The organism is Bacillus sp. JJ1773 (assembly GCF_036962035.1).
In the GTDB taxonomy this organism is placed as follows: domain Bacteria; phylum Bacillota; class Bacilli; order Bacillales; family Cytobacillaceae; genus Cytobacillus.
Window position 1 is genome coordinate 1 of the sequence record NZ_JBALNX010000113.1, and the last position, 23,569, is coordinate 23,569.

General features: G+C 38.0%; 21 protein-coding genes and 1 tRNA gene. 16 read left to right on the forward strand and 6 right to left on the reverse strand.

Annotated elements, in window-relative coordinates; genetic code table 11:
* The first annotated feature begins 60 nt into the window (after positions 1-60).
* The 7 genes from V7127_RS24025 (at position 61) to V7127_RS24055 (ending at position 6,932) form a co-directional block, all read left to right on the forward strand.
* Positions 61-684, forward strand: a complete 624-nt coding sequence (locus V7127_RS24025) for a M15 family metallopeptidase (RefSeq protein WP_335345307.1) — start codon at positions 61-63, stop codon at positions 682-684.
* A 9-nt stretch (positions 685-693) separates the two neighbouring features.
* Positions 694-2,289 (forward strand): ABC transporter substrate-binding protein, encoded by a 1,596-nt coding sequence (locus tag V7127_RS24030; protein WP_335490562.1) that lies wholly within the window; start codon positions 694-696, stop codon positions 2,287-2,289.
* 284 nt (positions 2,290-2,573) lie between these two features.
* Positions 2,574-3,578, forward strand: a complete 1,005-nt coding sequence (locus V7127_RS24035; protein WP_335354377.1) for an ABC transporter permease — start codon at positions 2,574-2,576, stop codon at positions 3,576-3,578.
* A gap of 19 nt (positions 3,579-3,597) precedes the next feature.
* Positions 3,598-4,476: an ABC transporter permease gene (locus tag V7127_RS24040; protein WP_335345310.1), complete on the forward strand. Its 879-nt coding sequence runs from the start codon at positions 3,598-3,600 to the stop codon at positions 4,474-4,476.
* A gap of 12 nt (positions 4,477-4,488) precedes the next feature.
* Positions 4,489-5,445 (forward strand): ABC transporter ATP-binding protein, encoded by a 957-nt coding sequence (locus tag V7127_RS24045; protein ID WP_335490564.1) that lies wholly within the window; start codon positions 4,489-4,491, stop codon positions 5,443-5,445.
* A 13-nt stretch (positions 5,446-5,458) separates the two neighbouring features.
* Positions 5,459-6,382, forward strand: coding sequence for an ABC transporter ATP-binding protein (locus V7127_RS24050; protein WP_335490566.1), 924 nt, complete (start codon positions 5,459-5,461; stop codon positions 6,380-6,382).
* A 16-nt stretch (positions 6,383-6,398) separates the two neighbouring features.
* Positions 6,399-6,932 carry a helix-turn-helix domain-containing protein gene (locus V7127_RS24055; protein ID WP_335345313.1) on the forward strand — a complete coding sequence of 178 codons (534 nt, stop codon included), beginning with the start codon at positions 6,399-6,401 and terminating at the stop codon, positions 6,930-6,932.
* A 209-nt stretch (positions 6,933-7,141) separates the two neighbouring features.
* On the opposite strand, the gene kynU is transcribed toward V7127_RS24055, so the two are convergent.
* Entirely contained in the window at positions 7,142-8,422 is a 1,281-nt protein-coding gene (kynU, locus tag V7127_RS24060; protein ID WP_335490569.1) for a kynureninase, read from the reverse strand.
* 189 nt (positions 8,423-8,611) lie between these two features.
* On the opposite strand from kynU, the gene kynA reads away from it, so the two are divergent.
* Together kynA and kynB are read left to right on the forward strand one after the other, a co-directional pair.
* Entirely contained in the window at positions 8,612-9,469 is an 858-nt protein-coding gene (kynA, locus tag V7127_RS24065; protein WP_335490601.1) for a tryptophan 2,3-dioxygenase, read from the forward strand.
* A 12-nt stretch (positions 9,470-9,481) separates the two neighbouring features.
* On the forward strand, positions 9,482-10,108 hold the full coding sequence (gene kynB / locus V7127_RS24070; RefSeq protein WP_335490571.1) for an arylformamidase: 627 nt from the start codon (positions 9,482-9,484) through the stop codon (positions 10,106-10,108).
* Between the two features lie 101 nt (positions 10,109-10,209).
* Here kynB and V7127_RS24075 read toward each other — a convergent pair whose 3' ends face one another.
* Both V7127_RS24075 and V7127_RS24080 read right to left on the reverse strand, forming a co-directional pair.
* The gene (locus V7127_RS24075) at positions 10,210-11,385 is read right to left on the reverse strand and encodes a sulfite reductase subunit alpha (RefSeq protein ID WP_335490574.1); all 1,176 of its coding nucleotides are present in this window, start codon (positions 11,383-11,385) and stop codon (positions 10,210-10,212) included.
* Between the two features lie 408 nt (positions 11,386-11,793).
* Entirely contained in the window at positions 11,794-12,411 is a 618-nt protein-coding gene (locus tag V7127_RS24080) for a PH domain-containing protein (protein WP_335490576.1), read from the reverse strand.
* Positions 12,412-12,884: 473 nt separating this feature from the next.
* On the opposite strand from V7127_RS24080, the gene V7127_RS24085 reads away from it, so the two are divergent.
* Positions 12,885-12,958 (forward strand) — tRNA-Gly (locus V7127_RS24085).
* A gap of 75 nt (positions 12,959-13,033) precedes the next feature.
* Here the strand turns inward: V7127_RS24085 and V7127_RS24090 are convergent.
* The gene (locus V7127_RS24090) at positions 13,034-13,702 is read right to left on the reverse strand and encodes a B3/B4 domain-containing protein (RefSeq protein ID WP_335490580.1); all 669 of its coding nucleotides are present in this window, start codon (positions 13,700-13,702) and stop codon (positions 13,034-13,036) included.
* A gap of 109 nt (positions 13,703-13,811) precedes the next feature.
* Between V7127_RS24090 and queG the strand changes: the two genes are divergently transcribed.
* The 5 genes from queG to V7127_RS24115 all read left to right on the forward strand — a co-directional run bounded on the left by queG (position 13,812) and on the right by V7127_RS24115 (position 19,943).
* Entirely contained in the window at positions 13,812-14,942 is a 1,131-nt protein-coding gene (queG, locus tag V7127_RS24095; RefSeq protein WP_335490583.1) for a tRNA epoxyqueuosine(34) reductase QueG, read from the forward strand.
* Between the two features lie 93 nt (positions 14,943-15,035).
* A complete protein-coding gene (locus tag V7127_RS24100; RefSeq protein ID WP_335490585.1) occupies positions 15,036-15,917 on the forward strand; it encodes an amidase domain-containing protein in 882 nt (293 codons plus the stop codon).
* An 82-nt stretch (positions 15,918-15,999) separates the two neighbouring features.
* Complete coding sequence (gene trmL, locus V7127_RS24105) at positions 16,000-16,473, forward strand: tRNA (uridine(34)/cytosine(34)/5-carboxymethylaminomethyluridine(34)-2'-O)-methyltransferase TrmL (protein WP_335490588.1); 474 nt, start codon at positions 16,000-16,002, stop codon at positions 16,471-16,473.
* 387 nt (positions 16,474-16,860) lie between these two features.
* Positions 16,861-17,610 carry an oxygen-insensitive NADPH nitroreductase gene (nfsA, locus tag V7127_RS24110; protein WP_335490591.1) on the forward strand — a complete coding sequence of 250 codons (750 nt, stop codon included), beginning with the start codon at positions 16,861-16,863 and terminating at the stop codon, positions 17,608-17,610.
* A gap of 437 nt (positions 17,611-18,047) precedes the next feature.
* Positions 18,048-19,943: a PrkA family serine protein kinase gene (locus tag V7127_RS24115; protein WP_335490593.1), complete on the forward strand. Its 1,896-nt coding sequence runs from the start codon at positions 18,048-18,050 to the stop codon at positions 19,941-19,943.
* 77 nt (positions 19,944-20,020) lie between these two features.
* Here the strand turns inward: V7127_RS24115 and V7127_RS24120 are convergent, their stop codons facing one another.
* Positions 20,021-20,167, reverse strand: coding sequence for a hypothetical protein (locus V7127_RS24120; RefSeq protein WP_335490595.1), 147 nt, complete (start codon positions 20,165-20,167; stop codon positions 20,021-20,023).
* A 593-nt stretch (positions 20,168-20,760) separates the two neighbouring features.
* On the opposite strand from V7127_RS24120, the gene yhbH reads away from it, so the two are divergent.
* The gene (yhbH, locus tag V7127_RS24125; protein ID WP_335490597.1) at positions 20,761-21,930 is read left to right on the forward strand and encodes a sporulation protein YhbH; all 1,170 of its coding nucleotides are present in this window, start codon (positions 20,761-20,763) and stop codon (positions 21,928-21,930) included.
* Between the two features lie 246 nt (positions 21,931-22,176).
* Here the strand turns inward: yhbH and V7127_RS24130 are convergent, their stop codons facing one another.
* Positions 22,177-23,463, reverse strand: a complete 1,287-nt coding sequence (locus V7127_RS24130) for a hypothetical protein (protein WP_335490599.1) — start codon at positions 23,461-23,463, stop codon at positions 22,177-22,179.
* Between the last annotated feature and the right edge of the window lie 106 nt (positions 23,464-23,569).

The following is a 23,569-nucleotide window of genomic DNA, read 5'->3' on the forward strand; positions in this document are numbered from 1 at the left end:
GAAGTAGGAGGTGAGCAAAAAAACCTAGAAAGCTAAAACGATTTTGAGGTGAAAAAAGTGTTGGTTCCAGTTTCAGAGGCATCTGAGAAAATACATATTTATCCTTATTATTTTTTGAATGGTTTACCTGGTGCGGAAAACGAATGTTATTTAAGGAAAGAGGTTATGGAAAAGCTGCTTGAAGCTTCTCATCTTTTACCTGAAGGAATCTCTTTTGTAATCCTTGATGGGTGGCGTTCCTACGAGACGCAAAGGGCGATTTATGAACAAACGAAGCGTGATTTAGAAAATGAAGGTTTTAAAGATATGGAATTAGAACAGGAGCTATATAAATTTGTGGCGACTCCAACTAAAGATATTACAAATCCATCCCCGCATTTATCGGGAGGGGCTGTTGATCTAACGATAGCTGATCAACATGGGTGGCTTCAGATGGGTAGTGAATTTGATGAATTCCATGAAAGGTCCCAGCTTGATTGGTTTGAGAAAAAGGCTGACTTGTCATCCGAAGAGACAGAATTTTTAATCAACAGGAGAATATTAAAAAATGTCATGATGGGGGTTGGCTTTATTTCAAATACGGATGAGTGGTGGCATTTTGAATACGGCACGAAAAGCTGGGCAAAGAAAAAGGGAAAGCAGGAATATTTCAAAGGTATCCTATATCAAGAGATCGAAAAGTGAGGGGTAAAAATGAAGAAAAAGTTAATGTTCCTTTTGTTTAGTGTACTTATCGTTTTGGCAGGTTGTGTACAAAACTCGAATGCTCCTGCGAAGACAGGGGAAAAGGAAGGCACAGAAACGGCTAATGGTGACAGCACAGAAAAGAAAATCTTGACTGTTGCCATGACAGCTGACCAAGGGACGCTGGATCCTGCGGTTACGATGGATAACTCAGCATGGAAAATTACATACCCTGCTTATGAGAGATTAGTAGAGTATGATGGTGAGTCAACTGAAGTAAAACCAGGAATAGCTAAGGAATGGAAGGTAAGTGAGGATGGAAAGACATGGACATTCACATTAAATGAGGGCCATAAATTTTCCGATGGAACAGAGGTTAATGCAGAAGCGGTTAAAACTACTTTTGAACGGACATTAAAGATTGGCAACGGTCCTGCAGAAGTTTATGGTGTTATTTCAGAGATTAAGGTGGAGTCTCCATATGTGGTGACATTTGCATTAAAAGAAAACTTCCCGCCTTTCTTATCCACTTTGGCAGCTAACTATGGGGGAATTGTGAATCCGAAGGTTATGGAGCATGAAAAGGATGGAGATTTAGGACAAAACTATTTAGCAAATAATACGATGGGAAGCGGCTCATATGAATTAACGGAATGGAAACAAGGTGAGTATATAAAACTTTCTGTTAATAAAGAGGCGAAGGTTCAACCTAGCATTGAAGAAGTATATTTTAGAATTGTTGCTGACGGGGCTACACAACGCATGCAATTAGAAAAGGGAGAAATTGATATTGCTGAGGGAATTCCGACAGAACAGATCGAATCCGTCCGCTCGATGGATCATGTAGAGTTATTACAAAAACCAAGCTTGCTAGTGGACTATGTATATGTTAATTCCAGTAAAGGAAATGAAGCATTAAAAGAACCTAAAGTAAGACAGGCGCTAAGCTATGGAATTGATTATAATTCAATGATTGATGTTGTTCACCAAGGATTTGCTACACCGATGAGAGGGCCTGTTCCAGATGGATTATGGGGTCATAATAAAGATGCCATCCAATATGAGCTAAATATTGAAAAAGCAAAAGAGCTATTAGCTGAAGCAGGAGCAACTGATGTAACCCTGACTTTATTGTATTCAGATAATAAAACATGGTGGGAAACAGAAGCATTAACGATTCAGGCGAATTTAAAAGAGATTGGTGTAAATGTTGAACTGAACAAGGTTGCTTATGCTACTTCACGCGAAATGATGGATAAAGGGGAATTTGATTTAGCTCTTGGCGTATGGAGCCCGGACTTTGGTGATCCATATATGTTTATGAACTATTGGTATGACTCAGCAAACTTCGGATTAGCCGGAAACCGTGCTTTCTATAAAAATGATCAGGTTGATACATTATTAAAGCAAGCGGCAACTTCTAATAACCAAGAAGAAAGGGAAGCTTTGTATTTTGACATCCAAGATATTGTTATTGAAGAAGCACCGTATATCTTACTCTTCCAAAAGGATTTTACCTTGCCAGTAAGTAAATCTGTCCAAGGTTTTGTTTACAATCCAATGCTTGAAGGAATTTATAATTTAGCAGAGATGAATAAGCAGTAAGGTGAAACTTCAATCAGTGGGAGGCAGACGAATAGGAGTGCTAGGACTAAGTTGCCATTGTATGTGGCGCTTTTAGTCAGCCATAATCTTACTGATTGTTAGTTGCGTCCCACAGGATGTGGGTCACACAGACGTTGCCACAGGAGGTCGCGTTCTTAGTCTGTGTTCCTATAATCGGGCCTTTATGGGCAGTTGATCCCCAAAATACTATTAAATGTTTATGCCCGAACCTTAATTTGGGGATCTTACTGCCCGTTAATCTGCGATAATAGCGGGGGATTGTTATGGCAAAAATGATTTTCAAAAGATTATTGCTACTAGTTTTTGTTGTTTTTGGCGTTACCTTTATAACGTTTATTCTTTCAAATATTATTCCCGGTGACCCGGCCAGTATGATGGCCGGTCAACGGGCCAATGAAGAAACATTAGAACAAGTTAGAAAGCAATTGGGTCTAGACCAGCCGGTTCTGACCCAATATGCCCATTACATGCAGGGGTTGCTGAGCGGGGATTTAGGTACGTCTATTCGTACGCAAAAACCTGTGTTGGATGACTTGCTTGTCTTTTTCCCAGCAACATTAGAATTAGCGATACTAGCTTTTTTCATAGCCATTGTTATTGGAATTCCGCTCGGTATTTTAGCGGCCGTTAAGAAAAATACGTTTTGGGATCATGCGAGCAGAATTTTTACGATTAGTGGAATTTCCACACCGGTTTTTTGGAGCGGGTTGGTTGTGATATTTATTTTTTACGGATTATTAGGTTGGTTTCCGGCAAACGGACGAATTGATATGCATATTAATCCACCTACACATGTCACTGGGTTTTATTTGCTCGATAGCTTGTTAAGCGGGGACTTTGTTGCTTTTCAGAGCAGTCTTCGTCATATCATACTTCCGGCGATTGTCCTGTCCTTTGCCCAATTAGCCATTATCACACGCCAAGTTAGGGCGAGCATGTTAGAGGTATTGGAAAAAGAATATTTTCGAACAGCAATTGCAAATGGAATCCATGGACCATATCTCTTAATCAAATATGGTTTACGAAACGCTTTAATCCCAACCATCACGATCATCGGGGTTTCGTTTGGCGCATTGCTTGGCGGTGCGGTCGTGACTGAAACGATATTCGGATGGCCTGGAATGGGAAGATATGTGGTTCAATCCATCTCCTATTTAGATTTCCCGGCTATGATGGGATTTACTGTATTTATTTCGATTGGGTATGTGCTCATTAACCTAATTGTCGACCTCTCTTATTATGTGCTAAATCCTCAAATAAAAGAATGATAGAAAGGAGGAAAATGAATTGGAAGCACAGCCACAAACGGATATACAACAGCTGCCTCTAGTGAAAAGAAGTGCACTATTATATAAGCTGAAAAAAAATAAGCTGACAATGGCAGGCGGAATCATTTTAGGTGTGATTATTTTGGCTGCGATTTTGGCTCCACTATTAACTCCGTATAACCCGACCGTTATTGATGCAGCAAATAAATTCCAGCCTCCATCATGGTCCCATTGGTTTGGCACAGATGAAGTCGGAAGAGATATTTTTACAAGAATTTTGTATGGGGCAAGATTGTCATTAGGGTTAGGAATATTAGCCATTTTGATTGCTGCTGCTATTGGATTAATGATTGGAACGATTTCGGGGTATTTCGGCGGGATGATTGATCAAGTCATAATGAGAATAATGGATATGGTCCTAGCCTTCCCAACATTGATTTTGGCAATGGCTTTGGCTGCAGCATTAGGGCCAAGTATTCAAAATGCGATGATTGCAATTGCGATTGTAAAGATTCCTGTCTATGTTCGTTTAGCTCGAAGTGAAACATTAAGTTTACGAGAGTCATTATTTGTTAAATCTGCGCAAACGTTCGGCATCCATCCGCTTCGAATTATTCGAAAACATATTATGCCGAATTCAGTTTCTCCTGTCATCATTCAAGGGACATTAGATGTAGGGGATGCGATTCTATTAATTGCCACATTAGGCTTTTTGGGCTTAGGGGCACAACCGCCAGCACCTGAATGGGGAGCTATGATTAGTATTGGCTGGAAGTACTTGCTGGATTTCTGGTGGTATCCGACATTTCCATGTTTATTACTTTTCTTATCGGCAGGAGCCTTAAATTTAATTGGAGATGGAATCCGTGATGTATTGGATCCGAAATCAAGCAGATAGGAGGGCGGTGGAATGTTAGCAATAAAAAATTTACATGTCAATTTCCAAACCTTCAGAGGAACGATTGAAGCTCTAAAAAATATTAATCTTTCCATTCAGGAAAAAGAAATTGTCGGGATCGTAGGAGAATCAGGCTCAGGAAAATCAATCACAGCCCTTTCAATATTAGGTCTATTAGAAAATAATGCGCAAATAGCGAATGGAGAAATCTCATATAGAGGAGAAAATTTATTAACTTTATCAAAAAAAGAAATACAAACCATTCGCGGGAAGAAAATTGCGATGGTTTTCCAAGAGCCTATGACGGCTCTTCATCCGACGATGAAGGTTGGCGAGCAATTATCAGAAGTTATTCGCAGACATCGGAAAGTGAGCAAAAAAGAAGCGAAACAATTAATGATTAATGCGTTAAAAGATGTACATATTCACAATCCAGAGCATGTAGCTAAACAATATCCGTTTGAATTAAGCGGAGGAATGCGCCAGAGGATTGTAATCGCGCTTGCGATGGCAGCCCCTCCTGATCTGCTTATTGCAGATGAACCAACAACAGCTTTAGATGTAACCATTCAGCATGAAATTTTGCAGCTTATGAAAGAATTAAATGAGAAGAAAGGAACATCGATTTTATTTATTACCCATGATTTAGGGGTCGTTTCACAGATTTGCGATCGAACGGTTGTCATGTATGCGGGAGAAGTGATTGAGTCCGGTGAGACGAAGGAGGTTTTACATGCTCCTCAGCATCCATACACCAGAGCACTAATTGAAGCCTTACCTGATGGCAAGGATGCGAATGAACCATTAAAGGCGATTCAAGGCGAGGTGCCAAACTTAATGGAACGTCCAGTAGGCTGTGCGTTTGCGTCAAGATGCCATTACGTAATGGATATTTGTCGGACAAAGCAGCCTGAATTAATTCAATGGCAAAATCAGCATGATATAGCATGTTGGCTGGAAAGGGATTGATTCTATGACCGTAATGATCGAAATGGATCACGTACATAAGCATTATCAAAAAGGGAAACTAACCGTGAAAGCCCTAGATAATATGTCCATTTCTATATCTGAAGGAGAGGTGCTGGGGCTTGTCGGTGAATCTGGATCCGGAAAAAGTACGTTTGGCAAACTACTTATTGGGCTAGAATCTCCAACAGGAGGCGATATCCTTTATCAAGGCAATCCTTTATGGAAAAGAAATAAGTATATTCGTAGAAAGCCAGGAGAATTACAAACCGTCTTCCAAGATCCGCAATCTTCATTAGATCCTAGAATGGCCATTAAAGAAATTATTTTGGAACCACTCTATGCACTTGATAAAACAGAAAGAAGGCAAAAAGGTTCGTACGAAAATTTATTAAAATTAATAAAACGGGTAGGGCTAAAAGAAGAGCATCTGGACCGGTATCCCCATGAATTCAGTGGTGGCCAGCGTCAAAGAATTGCAATTGCCAGAGCACTAATTACAGATCCTTCATTTATCGTCCTTGACGAACCAACCTCAGCATTGGACGTTTCCGTGCAGGCACAGGTTCTTAATCTATTAAAGGAATTAAAGAAAGAAAGAGGCTTAACCTATTTATTTATCTCACACAACATGTCCGTCATAAAATATATGTGTACGAAAGTAGCTGTACTCTATAAAGGCAATATTGTCGAAATGGGTGAAACAGACAAACTATTTAATGATCCACAGCACCCTTATACTGAAATCCTTTTATCATCATTGCCAAGCCTTTTTGAAACGAATGAACAAGGCATCAAAGGCTTTGCCGAAACTTTGCCGCCTAAGGGAGAAGTAAGCTGTGTTTTCTATGAAAAATGTCCAAAGCGAACTGAAAGATGTTTAATCAGCCCTAAGCTTGAAGGCAGGGGTCAAGACCATCTGGCTGCTTGCCATTATTAGAAGGGTGGTTATATAGATGATAAAGGAATACAAGGTCAGAGAAATTCGCAAAAAGCAAGGCTTTACACTTGCTGACTTAGCGGAGAAAACGGGCTTAAGCCAAGGCCTCCTTTCACAAATAGAACGAGGTCTTGTGGACCCAACTGTCAGCAACTTCTGGAAAATATGCACAGCCTTAAATACTCCAATCAATTATTTTTTTGATGGCTCAAAAGAAAATCAATTTGTCATTAGAAAAGGTGAACACAGATTACTGCAATTATCGAATGATATCGTAAGGTACCATGAACTGATGCCAAGCCATCTTAGTGATGAGCAAATTTTACTGGTAGAAATTCTGCCAGGGGAGCAAAGCGAGATGGAGCTGGTCAGTCACCCTGGGGTTGAATTTGGATATGTGATTCAAGGGGAAATGAATATTGCATTAGGTGAAGATGAAATTTCTCTTCAAGCTGGCGATAGTATTTACTTTCAGAGTACTACTCCTCACCGTTATGTAAATGTTGGTGAGGAGAAAGCAGTTTCGGTATGGGTGATGAAAGAAGCGTAGAATTATTATTTTGCTAGTAAAATTGGATTTATGTCTTATCAATGTTTTTTAACGTCTTTCTAAAAAGTAATAGGAAGACGTTATTTGTATATTAAAATATAGAGTATAAATTATGGAAGAGTGAAACCTAAAACGAAAAGGCTTTTCTCTTTTTGAGTTCCAAAAGAGAAAGCCTCTAAGTCTGGGAATTTTTGTATGCTAAAAAAGAACTAGGCTACTACATTTCTAGCATTTTCATATTTTTTATATTCTTCGTTTACCATAATTCTTTTTAAAATTTGAATGGTCTCCCATATATCTTCAAAAGTTGTATATAATGCGATTGGGGCTAGTCTGATGACATTTGGCGCTCGGAAATCAGGGATGACATGATGATCTTTTAAAGCTTTGCAAATTCGTGCCGCTTCGCGGTGCTCTAAACAAACATGCCCTCCACGGCGCTCATTTTCTGCTGGGTTTCCAATACTAAATTCATAATCTGAAAGTTCAGTCCCGATTAAATACATCATATATCCAGTCATTTTTAGAGACTTCTCACGGATATTTTCGATTCCTGCTTCAGCAAAAATTTCGAGGGACCCTAAGAGCGGGGCAGTACTTAATATATGTGGAGTGCCGATTTGGAAGGCACCAGCCGAATGGGCATGTGTCAAATCCAGTTCAAGATCAAACTGTTTTTCTTTATTTGAACTGAACCAACCTGCTAGACCAGGGGCTTTTCCATGATGTCTTTCATGTACAAATAATCCTCCCACGCCGCCTGGACCGCTATTTAAATACTTATAATTACACCAGACTGCAAAATCGACACCCCAATCATGCAAGGAATGCGGAAGAGCCCCTATCGAATGGGCTAGATCAAACCCGATTAATATATTTCTTTTATGAGCTTCTTTTGTTAAAAGCTCCATATCAAGGAGCTGACCGCTTCGATATAGAACAGATGGCAGCCAGACGATGGCGACCTCATCAGTCATAGAAGAAATGATATCGGCTTCGTTAATAATGCGCGAATCACGACTTTTTACTAGCACTAAATGTTCATTTGGATCAAGCCCAAACAGGTGCAATTGGGATTTTATCGCATAAATATCAGATGGGAAGTCTAATTCATCTGCCACTATTTTTGTCCGTGTTCCTTCAGGTTTGTAAAACGTTGCTAACATTTGATGAATATTTATTGTGATTGAGCCTGTAACAATTGTCTCTTCTGACTTTGCTCCTATTAACGGGGCAGTCAATGCTCCTAATTTCTCCGAAAAATCAAACCAAGGCTGATGCCCAGAAGTCCATCCATCAATACCCAGATTCCTCCAATCGTCTAAACTGAGAAGCAATGTTTTTTCTGCCCTTTTAGAAAACAGTCCTAAAGAGTTTCCGTCCATATAATAAATACCGTCTTTAATGTAAAACTCTTCTCTAAAGGTCATACTATTTCGATCTAATTGTTGTGCATATCCTTTAGTTGGGATAAATGAATTCGTTGTCATTAATAATCTTCAATCCCTTCTAATATGTTACTAGAAGGATATCTTAGAGTTTGTATGAAGTAAATAAAAATTCACTTAAATAATCTATATTTTTTAAATATTAAGATTTTTAATTGACGGAAAGTATTATTCTTGATACGGTTTATTTATCAAATAGCAGAAAATATGGATAAGAAGAAGGTGAAAAGTATGGAGAAAAAACCCGTTAATGAACATAGTCAGGAGACCAGTCTCGAAAAAACGATACATACAGATTTCCAAAAATATATGTCATATGGGGATTATCTACATCTTGATAAAATCCTTTCTAGTCAACACTTATTATCCAATCATCACGATGAAATGCTGTTTATCATCATCCATCAAGCAAGTGAATTATGGATGAAGCTCATCATCCACGAGCTTGCAGCAGCGACAGAATGTATTCACCAAAATAACTTAGAGCCTTCTTTTAAAATGCTTGCTCGTGTTTCAAGAATCCAACAGCAATTGATTCAATCATGGAGTGTATTGTCTACGTTGACACCCGCTGAATATTTAGAATTTCGTGACAAGCTAGGGTCTTCATCAGGATTTCAATCATACCAAAACCGACTGATTGAATTTGCACTAGGGCATAAAAATGCTTCTTCACTAGTAGTTTATAAGCATCAAAACGAGCTTTTCGAAACATTGAACAAGGCTTTGAATAAGCCAAGCATTTACGATGCGGCGATCCATGCTCTTGCTATTCGAGGTTTGTCAATCGATCAGGGGGCGCTTGATAGAGACTGGTCACTAAATTACAAGTCAAATGCAACTGTGGAAGCAGCGTGGCTGACCGTTTATCGAGATGTGAATCAATATTGGGATTTATACGAATTAGCCGAGAAGCTTGTTGATATTGGAAGCGGGCAGCAGACTTGGCGGTTTCATCATATGAACACAGTGGAAAGAATTATCGGTCATAAACAGGGAACAGGCGGCTCTTCAGGTGTTCCCTATTTAAAAAAAGTTCTTGATCACCAATTCTTTCCAGAACTGTGGAGCTTAAGGACGAAACTATGAAAGGGAATGTGCATGAGTAAATGGGTTGATATTTCACAACGATTGGATGAAAAAGTAGCTGTTTGGCCAGGAGATACTCCTTTTTCTTATAAAGTTAACTGGAGCAAAGAAGAAAGTGGGTCCGTAAATGTCGGACAAATCACAATGAGTGCACATACAGGTACACATATTGATGCTCCTTTTCATTTTGATAATGATGGAAAAAGAGTAATCGAACTTGATTTAGATTTGTATATTGGGAAAGCACTTGTCATCCATTTGCCGAATAAAGATAGTATTGGTGTGGATGAAGTAAGTAAGGTCGACTTATCCAGGGTGACCCGTCTGTTAATCTATACAGGGGCATGGAAAAATCGAGCGGTTTTTCCAGAAAGTATTCCCTTTATTGAGCCAGGACTGGCAGCTTATCTTTCACAAAAAGGTGTTCGGCTAATCGGCCTTGATTTGCCTTCGGTTGATCCCTTAGACAGCAAAGAACTATCTGCTCATCATGAACTGACTCGGTATGGAGTTCATATTTTGGAAGGGCTTGTGCTTGATCATATCGATCCAGGGGAATATGAGTTGGCAGCTATCCCATTGCCGCTTGCAGAAGCAGATGGAAGCCCTGTCCGTGCTATTTTAAAAAAGAAAGTATGACCTTTACAGTTCATTAAAAAATCCAGCTTCCTCCATTTCACATGGAACGGAGGGAGCTGGATTTTTAAAACTTAGGATCTTTAAAATAAAATGCGTTTCATTTAATATACATCACGCTGATAACGACCTTGCTTCTGCAAATCTTTCAAATAGGCTTCGGCTTCATCTCGAGTCATCGAACCTTCTTTTTCAATAACAGTAACAAGCGCATCGTTAACATCTTTCGCCATACGTTCCTTATCCCCACAAACGTAGAAATAAGCTCCATTTTCAATCCATTCAAACAATTCTTTACTATGTTCAAGCATTTTATGCTGCACATACACTTTTTCAGCTTTATCACGAGAGAAGGCAGTATCAAGCTTTGTTAATACTCCGTCTTGTTGATATTTTTCCAATTCGTCTTGATAAAGGAAATCCGTTGCTTCATGCTGATCTCCAAAAAAGAGCCATGTGCGGCCAGCTGCTTGATTGACTGCCCATTCCTGGATGAAAGAACGGAATGGAGCAATGCCTGTACCAGGACCAACCATAATAATATCTTTCTCTAGGGACTCTGGTAAATAGAAGTGTTTATTGACTTGAACAAAGACTGGCAGCGTATCTCCTTCTTGAACTCGTTCAGCACATTGAACTGAACAAACCCCTTTTCGTTCACGCCCGTGAGCAGTGTAGCGTACAGCACCGATGGTTAGATGAACTTCATCTGGATTAGCACTTATGCTGCTTGCGATAGAATAAAGACGCGGCGTCATTTTTCTCAATATGGAGACGATTTCTTGGGCAGATGCCTTCCAAGGGCCAAAATCGCGCAACATATCTAATAAATCGCGTCCATAGCAATATTCCTTAAGCTGATCTGCATTTTCAACCAATATAAGCCTTTGCAGCTCTTCATTTTCTGTGAGGGCTGCTGCCTGCTGTAATATCTTCTTCGTCAGCAGAGTAATTTCAAGATACGTTGTTAACGCTTCCATCAATGGCAGCGTCTCCCCTTGCTTTCCAACAGTTACAATTTCTTCACGGTCCCATCCCATTTCTTCAAGAAGGGATGATACAAGTTCTGGATCATTTGCAGGAACAATACCAAGCGCATCACCTGGAACATATGAAAGGCCAGAACCTTTTAATGATAACTCAATATGTCTTGTTTCTTTACTTGAGTCTGTTCCATTTAAATTACTATTTTTAAGAACCGGTGCTAAAAATGGATTGGTCCTTGAAAATTGCGGTTTGTCACTTTTGGCATTTTTAGGGTTTTCTATAGTAATTGCCATATCTCGATACCTCCAAAAGTAGTATATACCTAGGATACCATAACAATGTAAAAACAGAATTGTTTTTTGTCACACAATAGTAAGCTTTTTCAAAATTGAAACCTGAAATTTATTTTGCAGGACTTTAAGCAGATTTTCTTCAAGGTTTATTCGGACAGGTTTTCGAGAAAAGCAGTCAAGCTGTCCAATAAAATTGTTTATACGGACAGGTTTTCGTGAAAAGTAAAAAAGCTGTCCGATAAAGTTGTTTATATGGACAGGTTATCGAGAAAAATAAAAAAGCTGTCTAGAAAAGCTGTTTATATGGACAGCTTATCTAGAAAAGTAGAAAACCTGTTCAGAAATTGAAAAAAAAGCCTTCCTCCATATGAAAGGCTGCTTTTATGTTAACAATTTTATTTAAGCTTCTTAATTATTGATATATTTTTCAAAGACTTTGCCAAAGTCCTTGGTTTGGTATTGTTCTCTGACGGAGGTGAGCCAAGCAAAGCCAAAATCTGTTAGCTTTTGATACTCTTTTTCTAATGCTGTATTTTCGCCAAGGCGAGCACCATGCAAAACAGAAACAGCCTTCTCAAGACTTGCATCAGCTAAGCCTACATTTTTTTTATTTTCTTTATAAATCTCGGAAATGCGAATCAGTGCTTTATATAAATCTTTTAATTTTTCAATTTGATCTTTCTGAACATCAATATCAAAAATTTGTGAGCCTAACTTGAACTTAATTTCGATATCAAGATCGATTTTTCCAGCAGTTTCTAAGGTTACATCGGATATTTCATTTTCATAATACGAATACCTTCTTAATGTTCTCTTAGACGAAATAGCTTTTTCCCCATCTACATGGATCAGCGCTAAATTGGTAAAACAGTATTCATCTGCCTTCGTTTTAATAAGAAAATAAATCTTCTCATTATCCTCATGCATCACATAGTCATCAGCCTCGGTTTTGTCATAGTCTTGAGGGTCGATAATTTTCCCTATATCAGACAAGCCTAAAGCATCTGCTGCAATTCTTTTAAACATATGTATCTTCCTTTCTATTAAAAAATTGATCAATAACATTATATAGTTACATATATATTTTTATGTGAAAATGGAAGGATGTCAATATTTTGAAATAATTGGGTATTTATAAACGAATTCTGAAAAATTTTCACTATCCTATCACGACCAAAAAATCCATCCACGCCCCTTGGACGGACATTTCAAGGTCTCAACACGACCAAAAAGTCCATCCACGCCCCTTGGACGGACATATCACGGTCCCAACACGACCAAAAAGTCCATCCACATCCGTTGGACGGACATTTCAAGGTTCAATCACGACCAAAAAGTCCGTCCACATCCCTTGGACGGACATTTCTAAAGAAGAAAAACAAAGAAATTTGTCGAAAAAAACTTGACGATACTTCGAAAAGGTTGTAATATTAAGAAAATGTTAAATTATTGTTTATGAAATTTACAGGGAAACCTGTTTTTTTATTTTTAGGTAAAATGCGGGTGTAGTTTAGTGGTAAAACTACAGCCTTCCAAGCTGTTGTCGTGGGTTCGATTCCCATCACCCGCTCCATACATATCAACGCAGTGTTTCGTTTCAATAAAGAACGAGGTATTGCGTTTTTTAATGTCAAAAAAAGGCGCCAGTTTAGCACCCTATAATCTCTATACTTCCTTGTCCTCCATGAATTTGAATAAACATATTCATAAGAGAAGTGACCATTTCATTCGCCTCATCGATATTGAAGGATGGGCGTAAATAAACAATATGTATAGCGTTTTTTGTTTTTTCTGTCACAGAAGTTCTTTCTGAATCTACAAAAGGGCTGCCAAAAGAGCCTGAATCATCACTTGTTACAATTAAACGGTGAAGCGAATTGGATCTGCCGTTTAGTCCAACATATTCTTCACCATCTTCTCCAAGTCTCATCGTCACACTCCCAATCAGCTTATCCATATCATAGATGCCTAGTGGTATTTGATATTGCAATGAGAAGAAGTTATTAATATCAGTAGCACTGTTCACAGGCAGTAGATAGTTTTTCTTTTTGACCCTGCGGTATAGGGCTTCAGCTGAATGACGGTAGCGGTTAGGGTCTTTCCCTACAGCTTTAAAAATCTGTCTCCATTCTTTAATCCCATCTAAATCTGTTACATTTTTATCCTCTAAATCGAAGTAAATGGATTCCTGAAACAACTGCAGTCGTCCTTTCACCATTTGCGGTGATTCGCCTACCTCAATATTCTGGTAACGAATAATTCCGATTTTAAAATCTGGTATAAGTCCGCAAATCTCAGAAGAAACACGAATTTCCATCCTTCCCACCTCCCAAATCGATTAAAAATAGTTTATCATAGGAAGCGGTGATTTAAATAATAATATGGACCTTCATATATATATACAATCATAGAAAGGAGGGGACAAGGTGAATTCGGCAAGATTAAAACAAGAGATTATTGAATACAGTGAAAAAATTGGAATTGATAAAATTGGCTTCACAACAGCAAATACTTTTGATGAAATGAAAAATCGGCTTATTCGCCAGCAGGAGCTTCAATACCAATCAGGATTTGAAGAAAAGGATATTGAGAAAAGGGTTAATCCTGCGTTGCTGATGGAAGAGCCTCGCTCCATTATCTCTATAGCTCTTGCTTACCCTTCTAAAATGAGCGAGAGAGTTGTGAGTATTAAAGGGGAAAGACGCGGAATATTTTGCCGTGCTTCATGGGGAGAAGACTACCATCATGTTTTACGGAATCGGCTGGAGCTGCTGGAGGCATTTATTAAGGGCTTAGTTCCTGATGCCAAATGTAAGTCAATGGTAGATACAGGGGAATTAGTGGATAGAGCCGTTGCGGAACGAGCGGGAATTGGCTGGAGCGGGAAGAATTGTTCCATCATTACTCCGGAATTTGGTTCTTACGTGTATTTAGGTGAAATGATAACATCTATTCCTTTTGAGCCTGACCAGCCGATGGAGGATCGCTGCGGGACATGCAATAAATGTATTGAGGCATGCCCTACTGGAGCTTTAGTGCAAGGGGGGCAGCTAAATGCACAAAGGTGCATAGCATTTCTCACACAGACAAAGGGATTTCTTCCAGAGGAATTCCGTGAGAAATTAGGGAATCGCCTATATGGCTGTGATTCTTGCCAAACGGCTTGTCCGGAAAACAAAGGGAAGAACTTCTATTTTCACGAGGAAATGGAGCCGGATCCTGAAATTGTGAAACCACTATTAAAACCGCTTCTTCAAATTAGTAATCGGGAATTTAAAGAAAGGTTTGGACCTTTATCTGGATCATGGAGAGGAAAAAAGCCTATCCAGCGTAATGCTATTTTTGCATTAGCACATTTTAAAGACGAAACAGCTGTTGATGATCTCATTGAAGTCATGATTTCAGACTCACGGCCTGTTATCCGTGGAACGGCTGCTTGGGCGATAGGTAAAATTGGAGGAGAAACCGCTCGTCTTGCATTAGAAAAGGCTCTGCAAAAGGAAATAGATGAAGAAGTTTTAAGTGAGATCCATTTAGGCTTAAGCTTTTTTGAGTAAACGAGGTGGGCCAGAAGATTGCCTGCCTCATTTTTTATGGGGAAAATCATTCATCTCCTTTCATATATATATTTATGAAAGGAGTGGTTGCCGGTGAGAGAGCAGCTTCAAGAGCTTTTACAAAAAAGGGTGCAGCAATGTGTTTCTCAAAAAAATAGGAGCTCAACTCATTTCTGCCCAAAAATAGAAATTAAGAAAGAGGGGCTTGCTAAGCGTTCAGGTGAAATTATTAAGGCAAAGTCTATTGGGAACATCATAACCGTTGATCATGGTCGTGAAGAAAAAGATTCCGTTCGATATAATGTCCATTTTAAGTATTTGGTGAAGCAGAAGGATCTGTTCATCTTAGAAGAGGAAATTGAGGAAAGATGGGCGGAATTTTATAAAGGAATATTAATCGAGGATCATGAAATTAATCGTTATGCAGAAGCGAAACAGGAAAGGGAACAAAGCTTAGAGACAGAAGATCCTGAAGAGAGAATTGTTTACGAATATAACCGCTTAAGAGCTGTTCAATATGCTGAAAGATGGTGGAATAGCTATAATCCTTCCTTTGAATCATTCGAGGTTGATTGCACGAATTATATTTCGCAATGCTTGCATTCCGGTGGGGGCCCAATGAGAGGGTATCCTAATAGGGGGGCAGGCTGGTGGATGCTGAATAAGAATTGGAGCTATAGCTGGTCTGTTGCAAACTCCATGAGACTGCATTTGCCTCGTACTTCCATTGGACTTCGGGCCAAAGAGGTTTATAGTCCTGAAGAATTAATGCTCGGTGATGTCATTTGCTACGATTTTCAAGGGGACGGACGATTTGATCATACGACAATTGTAACTGCAAAGGATGCAAATGGGATGCCTTTAGTCAATGCACATACAACAAACAGCCGGATGCGATATTGGGCCTATGAGGATTCAACTGCCTACACACCGAATATTAAATATAAGTTTTTTACAATAGTGGATGATCAATGATTGGAAATGAAACCTTTTTCCTGTAGAAGGAGTAAATCAGTGATATAATAATCGATATAGTTTATTTTTTGAGGTGACAAACGTGGCATTGCATGTAGTTTTATATCAACCAGAAATTCCCGCAAATACAGGAAATATCGCTCGTACTTGTGCTGCGACTGATACAACCTTGCATTTAATTCGTCCTCTCGGCTTTTCAACTGATGATAAAATGTTAAAACGAGCTGGATTGGACTATTGGCAATTCGTCAATATCATTTATTACGATTCGCTCGATGACTTTTTTGAAAAGACGGCAGGAGGGGACTATTTTTTTCTAACAAAGTTTGGAACGAAGCCCCACTCTTCATTTAACTATAGTGATAAAGAAAAGGATTATTATTTTATTTTTGGAAAAGAAACAACTGGCCTGCCTAAGGACATTATCGAGAATAATAAGGAACGTGCTCTTCGAATTCCGATGAATGATAATGTTCGTTCCTTGAACTTATCCAACACTGCAGCCATCCTTATATATGAAGCATTACGCCAGCAAGATTATATACATTTACTGTAAGGAAAAGGACTAAATTAAGTAGTTCCAATATGTGGAGAAAAACTTTATTAACACTAATCAGCAGATTTAACAAAGAATAACGCTCAGGTACTGAGTGTTATTTTTTTGTCACTTTTGTGAAGAAAATAATACGGACAGTCATTCCGTTATTTTCATTAAATGCCTATATTTTAAAGGTTAAGCGGACACAGAGGATGTTAATTGCGAAAATACACAAAAAAATTACTGTTTTTTTCAAAATAAGGGAACGTATGTCCATAAACGTAAGGGAATAATACCCCATTTTGCTTCAAATAACGGAATTGGTGTTCGCCAAGGTCTTTTCTTTTTGAAAAATTAGTAAATTTTGGTTACAATGTAATTGAGGCATGGAAAGGATGGTTGTAAATGAATCAAACCATAGAACTTCTTTTAAATCATCGGTCTGTCAGGAAATTCGAGGACAAGCCATTAACAAGAGAACAGATTGAGACTATTGTGAGATGTGCACAATCTGCTTCAACATCAAGCTTTATTCAAGCTTATTCAATTATTGGCATAACAGATCAGGAGAAGAAAAATAAATTGGCCCAAATTGCCGGAGAACAAAATTATGTTGCGAATAATGGACATTTCTTTGTTTTTTGCGCTGATTTATCACGACATGAGTTAGTAGGAGAAATGGAAAACAAGGACGTTCATCCATCCATAGAAAGCACTGAAAAGTTTATGGTTGCGTTAATCGATACTGCATTAGCTGCTCAGAATGCAGTCATTGCTGCGGAATCTATGGGGCTTGGGATTTGCTATATTGGCGGTATCCGCAATAATCTTGAAGAAGTATGCAAGCTGCTAAAGACACCAAAGCGGGTAGTTCCTTTATTCGGAATAGCAGTAGGATACCCTGTACAAAATACAGATCTGAAACCAAGACTTCCACTTGAATCGGTTTATCATGAAAATGAATACCATCAAGATAAAGAAGAAATTCGTAACAATCTGGAAATGTATAATCATATAATTTCCGAGTATTATATCGAAAGAACAAAAGGAAAAAGAAATGATACTTGGACAAGCCAAATGGCCAATATGCTGGCGAAGCAATCGAGAATGTATATGAAGGAATTTGTAGAAAAATTAGATTTAAACCTCAAATAAAAAAAGCTGCACTTGGCAGCTTTTTTTATTTATTACCTGTTCCTGGCTTATCTTCGTAACCAGATGTGAAAATAGCAGCAAGGAAAGCAACCATAACACCGAGAATGATAACCGTACCCATATGTATGAAATCCTCCTTATTAACATTAGTAATTTCAATCAACATATATGCTTATTATAGCCCAATAAAATGAAAGTGTGAAATAAAATCTGTGGAAAATTTTTAACACTTGATCATTTTTGAAGTTTTCATGAAAACCTATTAGACTAATCGGAAAGAAATGGAGTAACAACGCATCTCAGCTTATCATTCTTCTTTTTACTAAAATTATTTTAAAAAAGGACAACCGGATGTATTCCCTTAATTAGCATGTTCATTTACAGGCGCGCATACAGTATATTAATCGTCTCTGAAAATGCGACAGGGGGAGGTCCTTATGGATATTCTAAAAAAAATTGAGATGTATCGACATGAAGAGGAAAAGCTCAAATGGGAAGGGACTTTTGGAGAATATTTAGAAATTATTAAAGAGAAGCCATGGGTTGCCCAGTCGGCACATTCCCGGGTATATAATATGATCAAAGATGCGAGTATTGAGGACGTAAAGGGGCAGAAACGATATCGCTTTTTCAGCAACCAATTATTTGGCCTAGAAGAAGCACTGGAAAGACTTGTAGAAGAATATTTTCATCCGGCAGCTAAAAGACTGGATGTTCGAAAAAGAATTCTCTTATTAATGGGGCCTGTTAGTGGAGGAAAATCCACATTAGTCACAATGCTCAAAAGAGGCTTAGAAGCTTATTCTCATCAGGATCGGGGGGCAGTCTATGCGATAAAAGGCTGTCCGATGCATGAAGATCCATTACATCTTATCCCACACCATCTGAGACAGGATTTTCATGAGGAATACGGGATCAGAATTGAAGGAAATCTATCTCCACTGAACATGATGCGCTTGGAGCAGGAATATAACGGAAGAATTGAGGATGTGCTAGTCGAAAGAATTATTTTCTCAGAAGACCGAAGAGTGGGAATCGGAACATTCAGTCCATCCGATCCGAAATCTCAAGATATTGCCGATTTAACTGGAAGCATTGATTTCTCTACCATTGCTGAATACGGTTCTGAATCAGACCCGAGGGCATACCGGTTTGATGGGGAGCTGAATAAAGCAAACCGTGGAATGATGGAGTTCCAGGAGATGCTGAAATGTGACGAAAAGTTTCTATGGCATTTATTATCCTTAACACAGGAAGGAAATTTTAAAGCGGGAAGGTTTGCGCTTATTTCCGCTGATGAGTTAATTGTCGCACATACAAACGAGACAGAGTATCGTTCCTTCATTTCCAATAAGAAAAACGAAGCCCTTCACTCAAGGATTATTGTGATGCCGATTCCGTATAATTTAAAGGTAACGGAAGAAGAGAAAATTTATGATAAAATGATTCGCGAAAGCGATGTTTATGATGTTCATATTGCACCACATACATTAAGAGTAGCTGCGATGTTTACGATTCTAACACGCTTGAAGGAACCGAAGAAGGGCGATATCGATTTAGTTAAGAAAATGCGTCTTTATGACGGTGAAAGTGTTGAAGGCTATAATCGGGCTGATGTGGAAGAACTGAAAAAGGAATACCAAGATGAAGGCATGAGCGGCATCGATCCGCGGTATGTGATTAATCGAATTTCTTCAACGATTATTCGTAAAGAGATCACTTCCATTAATGCACTGGATGTTTTAAGATCATTAAAAGAAGGATTGGATCAGCATCCATCGATTACACAAGAGCTTAGGGAGCGATATTTAAATTTCATTTCCCTTGCCCGTAAAGAATATGATGAAATCGCGAAGAAGGAAGTTCAGAAGGCATTTGTGTATTCATATGAGGAGTCTGCGAAAACACTTATGGATAACTACTTGGATAATGTGGAGGCGTATTGCAATAAGTCGAAGCTGCGTGATCCATTGACAGGTGAGGAAATTAATCCGGACGAGAAGCTCATGCGTTCCATAGAGGAGCAAATTGGCATATCCGAAAATGCGAAAAAAGCGTTCCGTGAAGAGATCCTCATTCGAATTTCCGCTTATGCTCGCAAAGGAAAGAGATTTGATTATAACTCACACGACAGGCTCCGTGAAGCGATTCAAAAGAAATTATTTGCAGATTTAAAGGATGTTGTGAAAATTACGACCTCTTCAAAAACACCGGATGAACAGCAGCTTAAAAAGGTAAACGAAGTCGTAGCGCGGTTAATCGATGAGCATGGCTACAATTCAACTTCTGCGAATGAACTGCTGAGGTATGTTGGCAGCCTCTTAAATAGGTAGAATGTAAAATCATGACTATAAAGTTTAGGAAAGAAAAGGACTGACAGCAAATCTGTCAGTCCTTTTTCTACCATTATTTACTTATTCTCTTCAACCAAATGTGTACCTTGTAAATAAACGATTAAATTGCTGCAGGCAGGGCAAATCGGTTTGTTATCGATATAGATCGTACGATCATACATGGAAAGCTCGCCGCATCGGTCACAGCATAGGAACTCGCTCATTATGTCACCTCGATATAATTATGGTTACTAAAGTTTATTTCTGGCTGATTCACTATATGTATTTAATTAGTATAAAAGAAAGCTTGTCCTTATAAAAGCGGAACTACTCTATTATCGAAATTATTTGTAAATTATTTCGCGTTCTTGCATAGGATAAAGTAATAAACATTCTTATCCTTAAGTTGTCCAAAGGAAGAAAAAAGTTAAGAGCCTTTTGTCAATTGGATTTGTGAAATGTAAGATTGGTTAAATGAGCATTAACCAAGTTCCATTGTCTAGCTATACATTGTATTTAGCTTATATGAAGCCATTTTATAATAGCTAGGCGCCGTTCTGTTGACACTCTCGATATTCTATGTTGTTTAGTTAGAATTGTGCGCGAAAATTAACTTCATTCAGCAGAAGTCTCCCACTCCTAAATGTGATTGTTGAACGCAAAATTGTATCTAACTCAGTAGGGGTTCAAACTCCGGCTGCATGAAGTTAAGCCTCCGGCGGATGCCTCAGATTTTTTAGAGGAAATTATCGAGCAAGCTCGATAAAAATCTGGGCGCAATTTCGCCCAGGCGAAATTGATTAAAGGAGGGCTTAATGTGACCGAAATAAATAACCATCAGTTTGTGATTTCTCAAGAAGATTGGTCCCTCCATCGCAAAGGCCACGATGACCAACAGCGCCATCAGGAAAAAGTTCAGGATGCCATCCGAAATAATTTACCTGATCTTATAACAGAAGAGAGTATAGTCATGTCGAATGGTCGGGAAGTAGTAAAAATCCCGATTCGTTCATTAGACGAATATAAAATTCGCTATAATTATGATAAGAACAAACATGTTGGCCAAGGAGATGGAGATAGCCGCATTGGTGATGTAGTGGCCCGTGATGGATCAAGTAATCAAAAAGGACCTGGGAAAGGGCAGGGAGCAGGCGATCAGCCTGGTGAAGATTATTTTGAAGCTGAAGTTTCGTTAATGGAAATTGAAGAGGCACTCTTTAAACAATTAGAGCTTCCCAATTTAAAAAGAAAAGAACAAGCAGAAATTCTTGTTGAAAACATTGAATTTAATGATATCCGAAAAACAGGCTTAATGGGGAATATTGATAAGAAACGAACGATGATGACAGCATTTAAACGAAATGCCATGACCGGAAAGCCTAGCTTCCATCCCATTTATAAAGAGGATTTAAAGTTCAAGACATGGAATGAAGTTACTAAGCCTGATTCCAAAGCAGTCGTATTAGCAATGATGGATACGAGCGGCTCAATGGGAATATGGGAAAAGTATATGGCTAGAAGCTTTTTCTTCTGGATGACAAGATTTTTGAGGACGAAATACGAAACCGTAGAAATTGAATTTATTGCACACCATACGGAGGCAAAGGTTGTATCAGAGGAAGATTTCTTTTCAAAAGGGGAAAGCGGCGGTACGATCTGTTCCTCAGCCTACCGTAAAGCATTAGAACTTATTGAGGCAAAATATAATCCCCACAGATTTAATATTTATCCATTTCACTTTTCCGATGGTGACAACTTGACCTCCGACAATGCCCGCTGTGTAAAGCTTGTTGAAGAGCTAATGAAGGTTTCCAATATGTTTGGCTATGGCGAGGTAAACCAATATAACAGAACATCATCTCTCCAGAATGCGTTTAAAAATATTAATGAAGAGAAGTTTAGGAGTTATGTTTTAAGGAGGAAGGAGGATGTTTTTCATGCTATGAAGTCGTTTTTTAGGAAGGAAGAGGAATTAGTAAAACTTTAAAAGCCACTATTAATGTGGCTATTTTAATTAAATTTGATTCTTGTTATAGAAAGTTTCATTTGAAAATAGGATATTCAATACAATAATTTATTTAAAGGTGGTTTTAAATACTTATTAATAAAGCTATCACCTTAGTATTAGATTTTATAGTTACAATTCCTTATGGTGTTATTTAATTAAAAAACTTCACTTGATTTTTGACGAAAAAATAAAAGAAGGGTACACTCTCCCTTCTTTTATTTTATTTTATTTTTTTGCTAATGATAAAATATCTTCTAGAATTTTTAGTATGTCATTTTTATTTTCCGAACTTGATTGTTCTGAAGCTTCACTCTTGATATTTTCAACATTTGCCATTCCAAAAAATTTTTCAGCCATTTTTGCCATTATTTCTTTTCGTTCGTCATCGCCTAATTCGACTAGGTATGGACTTAGAGAAGTAAGTTCTAATTCCATTCTTCTATATAGACGTTCTGCATCTAAATGAATTTTTGCTTGCCTAGAAGCATAGCCTACAACTGCTGCTAAAGCAGCAGCTACAGATAGTCTTTTAGCTATTTCTGTCCAAATTGAATTATCTCCAATTGGGGAAATAAAACTATATAAAGCAGCAAATATGAGTAAAATCATAGCACTCATTGTAATAAAACGCCAAAATTTTCGGGAGGACTGTTCCTGGTCTGCAACCTGTTTATATCCTCCAGCCATGCTTGTATTTGAAATTATGTTTAAAACCTTGGCAGCTTTATTTTTATATTCTTCAAGTGTTTCTAAGTATTGTTCACTTCTTGTAGTAAACTCTTCCTCTAGGTCATTTTCTTTATTTTGAAACTCTATCAACTTTTGGCCCAAGGCAGATTCTACGTTTTCAAAAGTATCTTTAAATATTTCTTCCCATTCCTTTTCAAGTTCTTTAAAATCATTTTCCCTTTTATCTTCAATCTCTGAAAATTTTGTTCTTCTTAACTCTTCGGCATTAGAAAATTGTTGTTGAAAATCAGAAATCGCAGTGTCTAGCCTTCCTTTCTGAGTCTCTACAGTTGAAGCAACTTGATTAAATCCTTCTTCCAATACTGTTTTTGCTAAAACCAATTTTTTATAATCCTCTTCTGTATATCTTAAGTGTTGAGAAACTGATCGACGAAAAGATGATATTGATTCTCTAATTCCTTCAACATCATTAGGGAGGTTTGGTGAAATAATATTCGTAATGGAGGGAATGTAACCATCCAAATGATTATTTGCTGCATTTAAAAATCCTATGTTACTTTGATTTCTATAGCTGTTTAATTGGGAAAGAGTGGTAGTTAGGCAATTGTTTTGTAAGTTATCTAAGTAACTAATATGGACTAAATTTGGATCACAATTTTTAAGTATATCTTTAATCAACTGAAGAACTTGATTTATTCTATCTAATTCAATAATTGCTTCTCCTTGTTGTTCGTTTTCTATTATCTGGAAAGTTGTGTTAATATTATTTTCAAGAGTTAAATGAATTGGATGAGTTTCGAAACGTTCTACAAACCTAGACATTAATTTCCTCCTTAATTCTTTTGATTCTTACAATATTATACATCTTTCTGGGTGTTTCTTCATTAGACTAAGGATATATATTTAATTTTATTAACAATATTAAAAA

What these genes read in the sequence shown, in the direction of transcription:
- V7127_RS24080 (WP_335490576.1), bottom strand. Translation starts at nt 12,411, where the DNA reads ATGTTTAAAAGAATTGCAGCAGATGCTTTAGGCTTGTCTGATATAGGG.
- V7127_RS24115 (WP_335490593.1), top strand. Translation starts at nt 18,048, where the DNA reads ATGGATATTCTAAAAAAAATTGAGATGTATCGACATGAAGAGGAAAAG.
- kynB (WP_335490571.1), top strand. Translation starts at nt 9,482, where the DNA reads ATGAGTAAATGGGTTGATATTTCACAACGATTGGATGAAAAAGTAGCT.
- V7127_RS24130 (WP_335490599.1), bottom strand. Translation starts at nt 23,463, where the DNA reads ATGTCTAGGTTTGTAGAACGTTTCGAAACTCATCCAATTCATTTAACT.
- V7127_RS24035 (WP_335354377.1), top strand. Translation starts at nt 2,574, where the DNA reads ATGGCAAAAATGATTTTCAAAAGATTATTGCTACTAGTTTTTGTTGTT.
- nfsA (WP_335490591.1), top strand. Translation starts at nt 16,861, where the DNA reads ATGAATCAAACCATAGAACTTCTTTTAAATCATCGGTCTGTCAGGAAA.
- V7127_RS24075 (WP_335490574.1), bottom strand. Translation starts at nt 11,385, where the DNA reads ATGGCAATTACTATAGAAAACCCTAAAAATGCCAAAAGTGACAAACCG.
- V7127_RS24045 (WP_335490564.1), top strand. Translation starts at nt 4,489, where the DNA reads ATGTTAGCAATAAAAAATTTACATGTCAATTTCCAAACCTTCAGAGGA.
- kynU (WP_335490569.1), bottom strand. Translation starts at nt 8,422, where the DNA reads ATGACAACGAATTCATTTATCCCAACTAAAGGATATGCACAACAATTA.
- V7127_RS24030 (WP_335490562.1), top strand. Translation starts at nt 694, where the DNA reads ATGAAGAAAAAGTTAATGTTCCTTTTGTTTAGTGTACTTATCGTTTTG.
- kynA (WP_335490601.1), top strand. Translation starts at nt 8,612, where the DNA reads ATGGAGAAAAAACCCGTTAATGAACATAGTCAGGAGACCAGTCTCGAA.
- V7127_RS24050 (WP_335490566.1), top strand. Translation starts at nt 5,459, where the DNA reads ATGATCGAAATGGATCACGTACATAAGCATTATCAAAAAGGGAAACTA.
- V7127_RS24055 (WP_335345313.1), top strand. Translation starts at nt 6,399, where the DNA reads ATGATAAAGGAATACAAGGTCAGAGAAATTCGCAAAAAGCAAGGCTTT.
- V7127_RS24120 (WP_335490595.1), bottom strand. Translation starts at nt 20,167, where the DNA reads ATGAGCGAGTTCCTATGCTGTGACCGATGCGGCGAGCTTTCCATGTAT.
- V7127_RS24090 (WP_335490580.1), bottom strand. Translation starts at nt 13,702, where the DNA reads ATGGAAATTCGTGTTTCTTCTGAGATTTGCGGACTTATACCAGATTTT.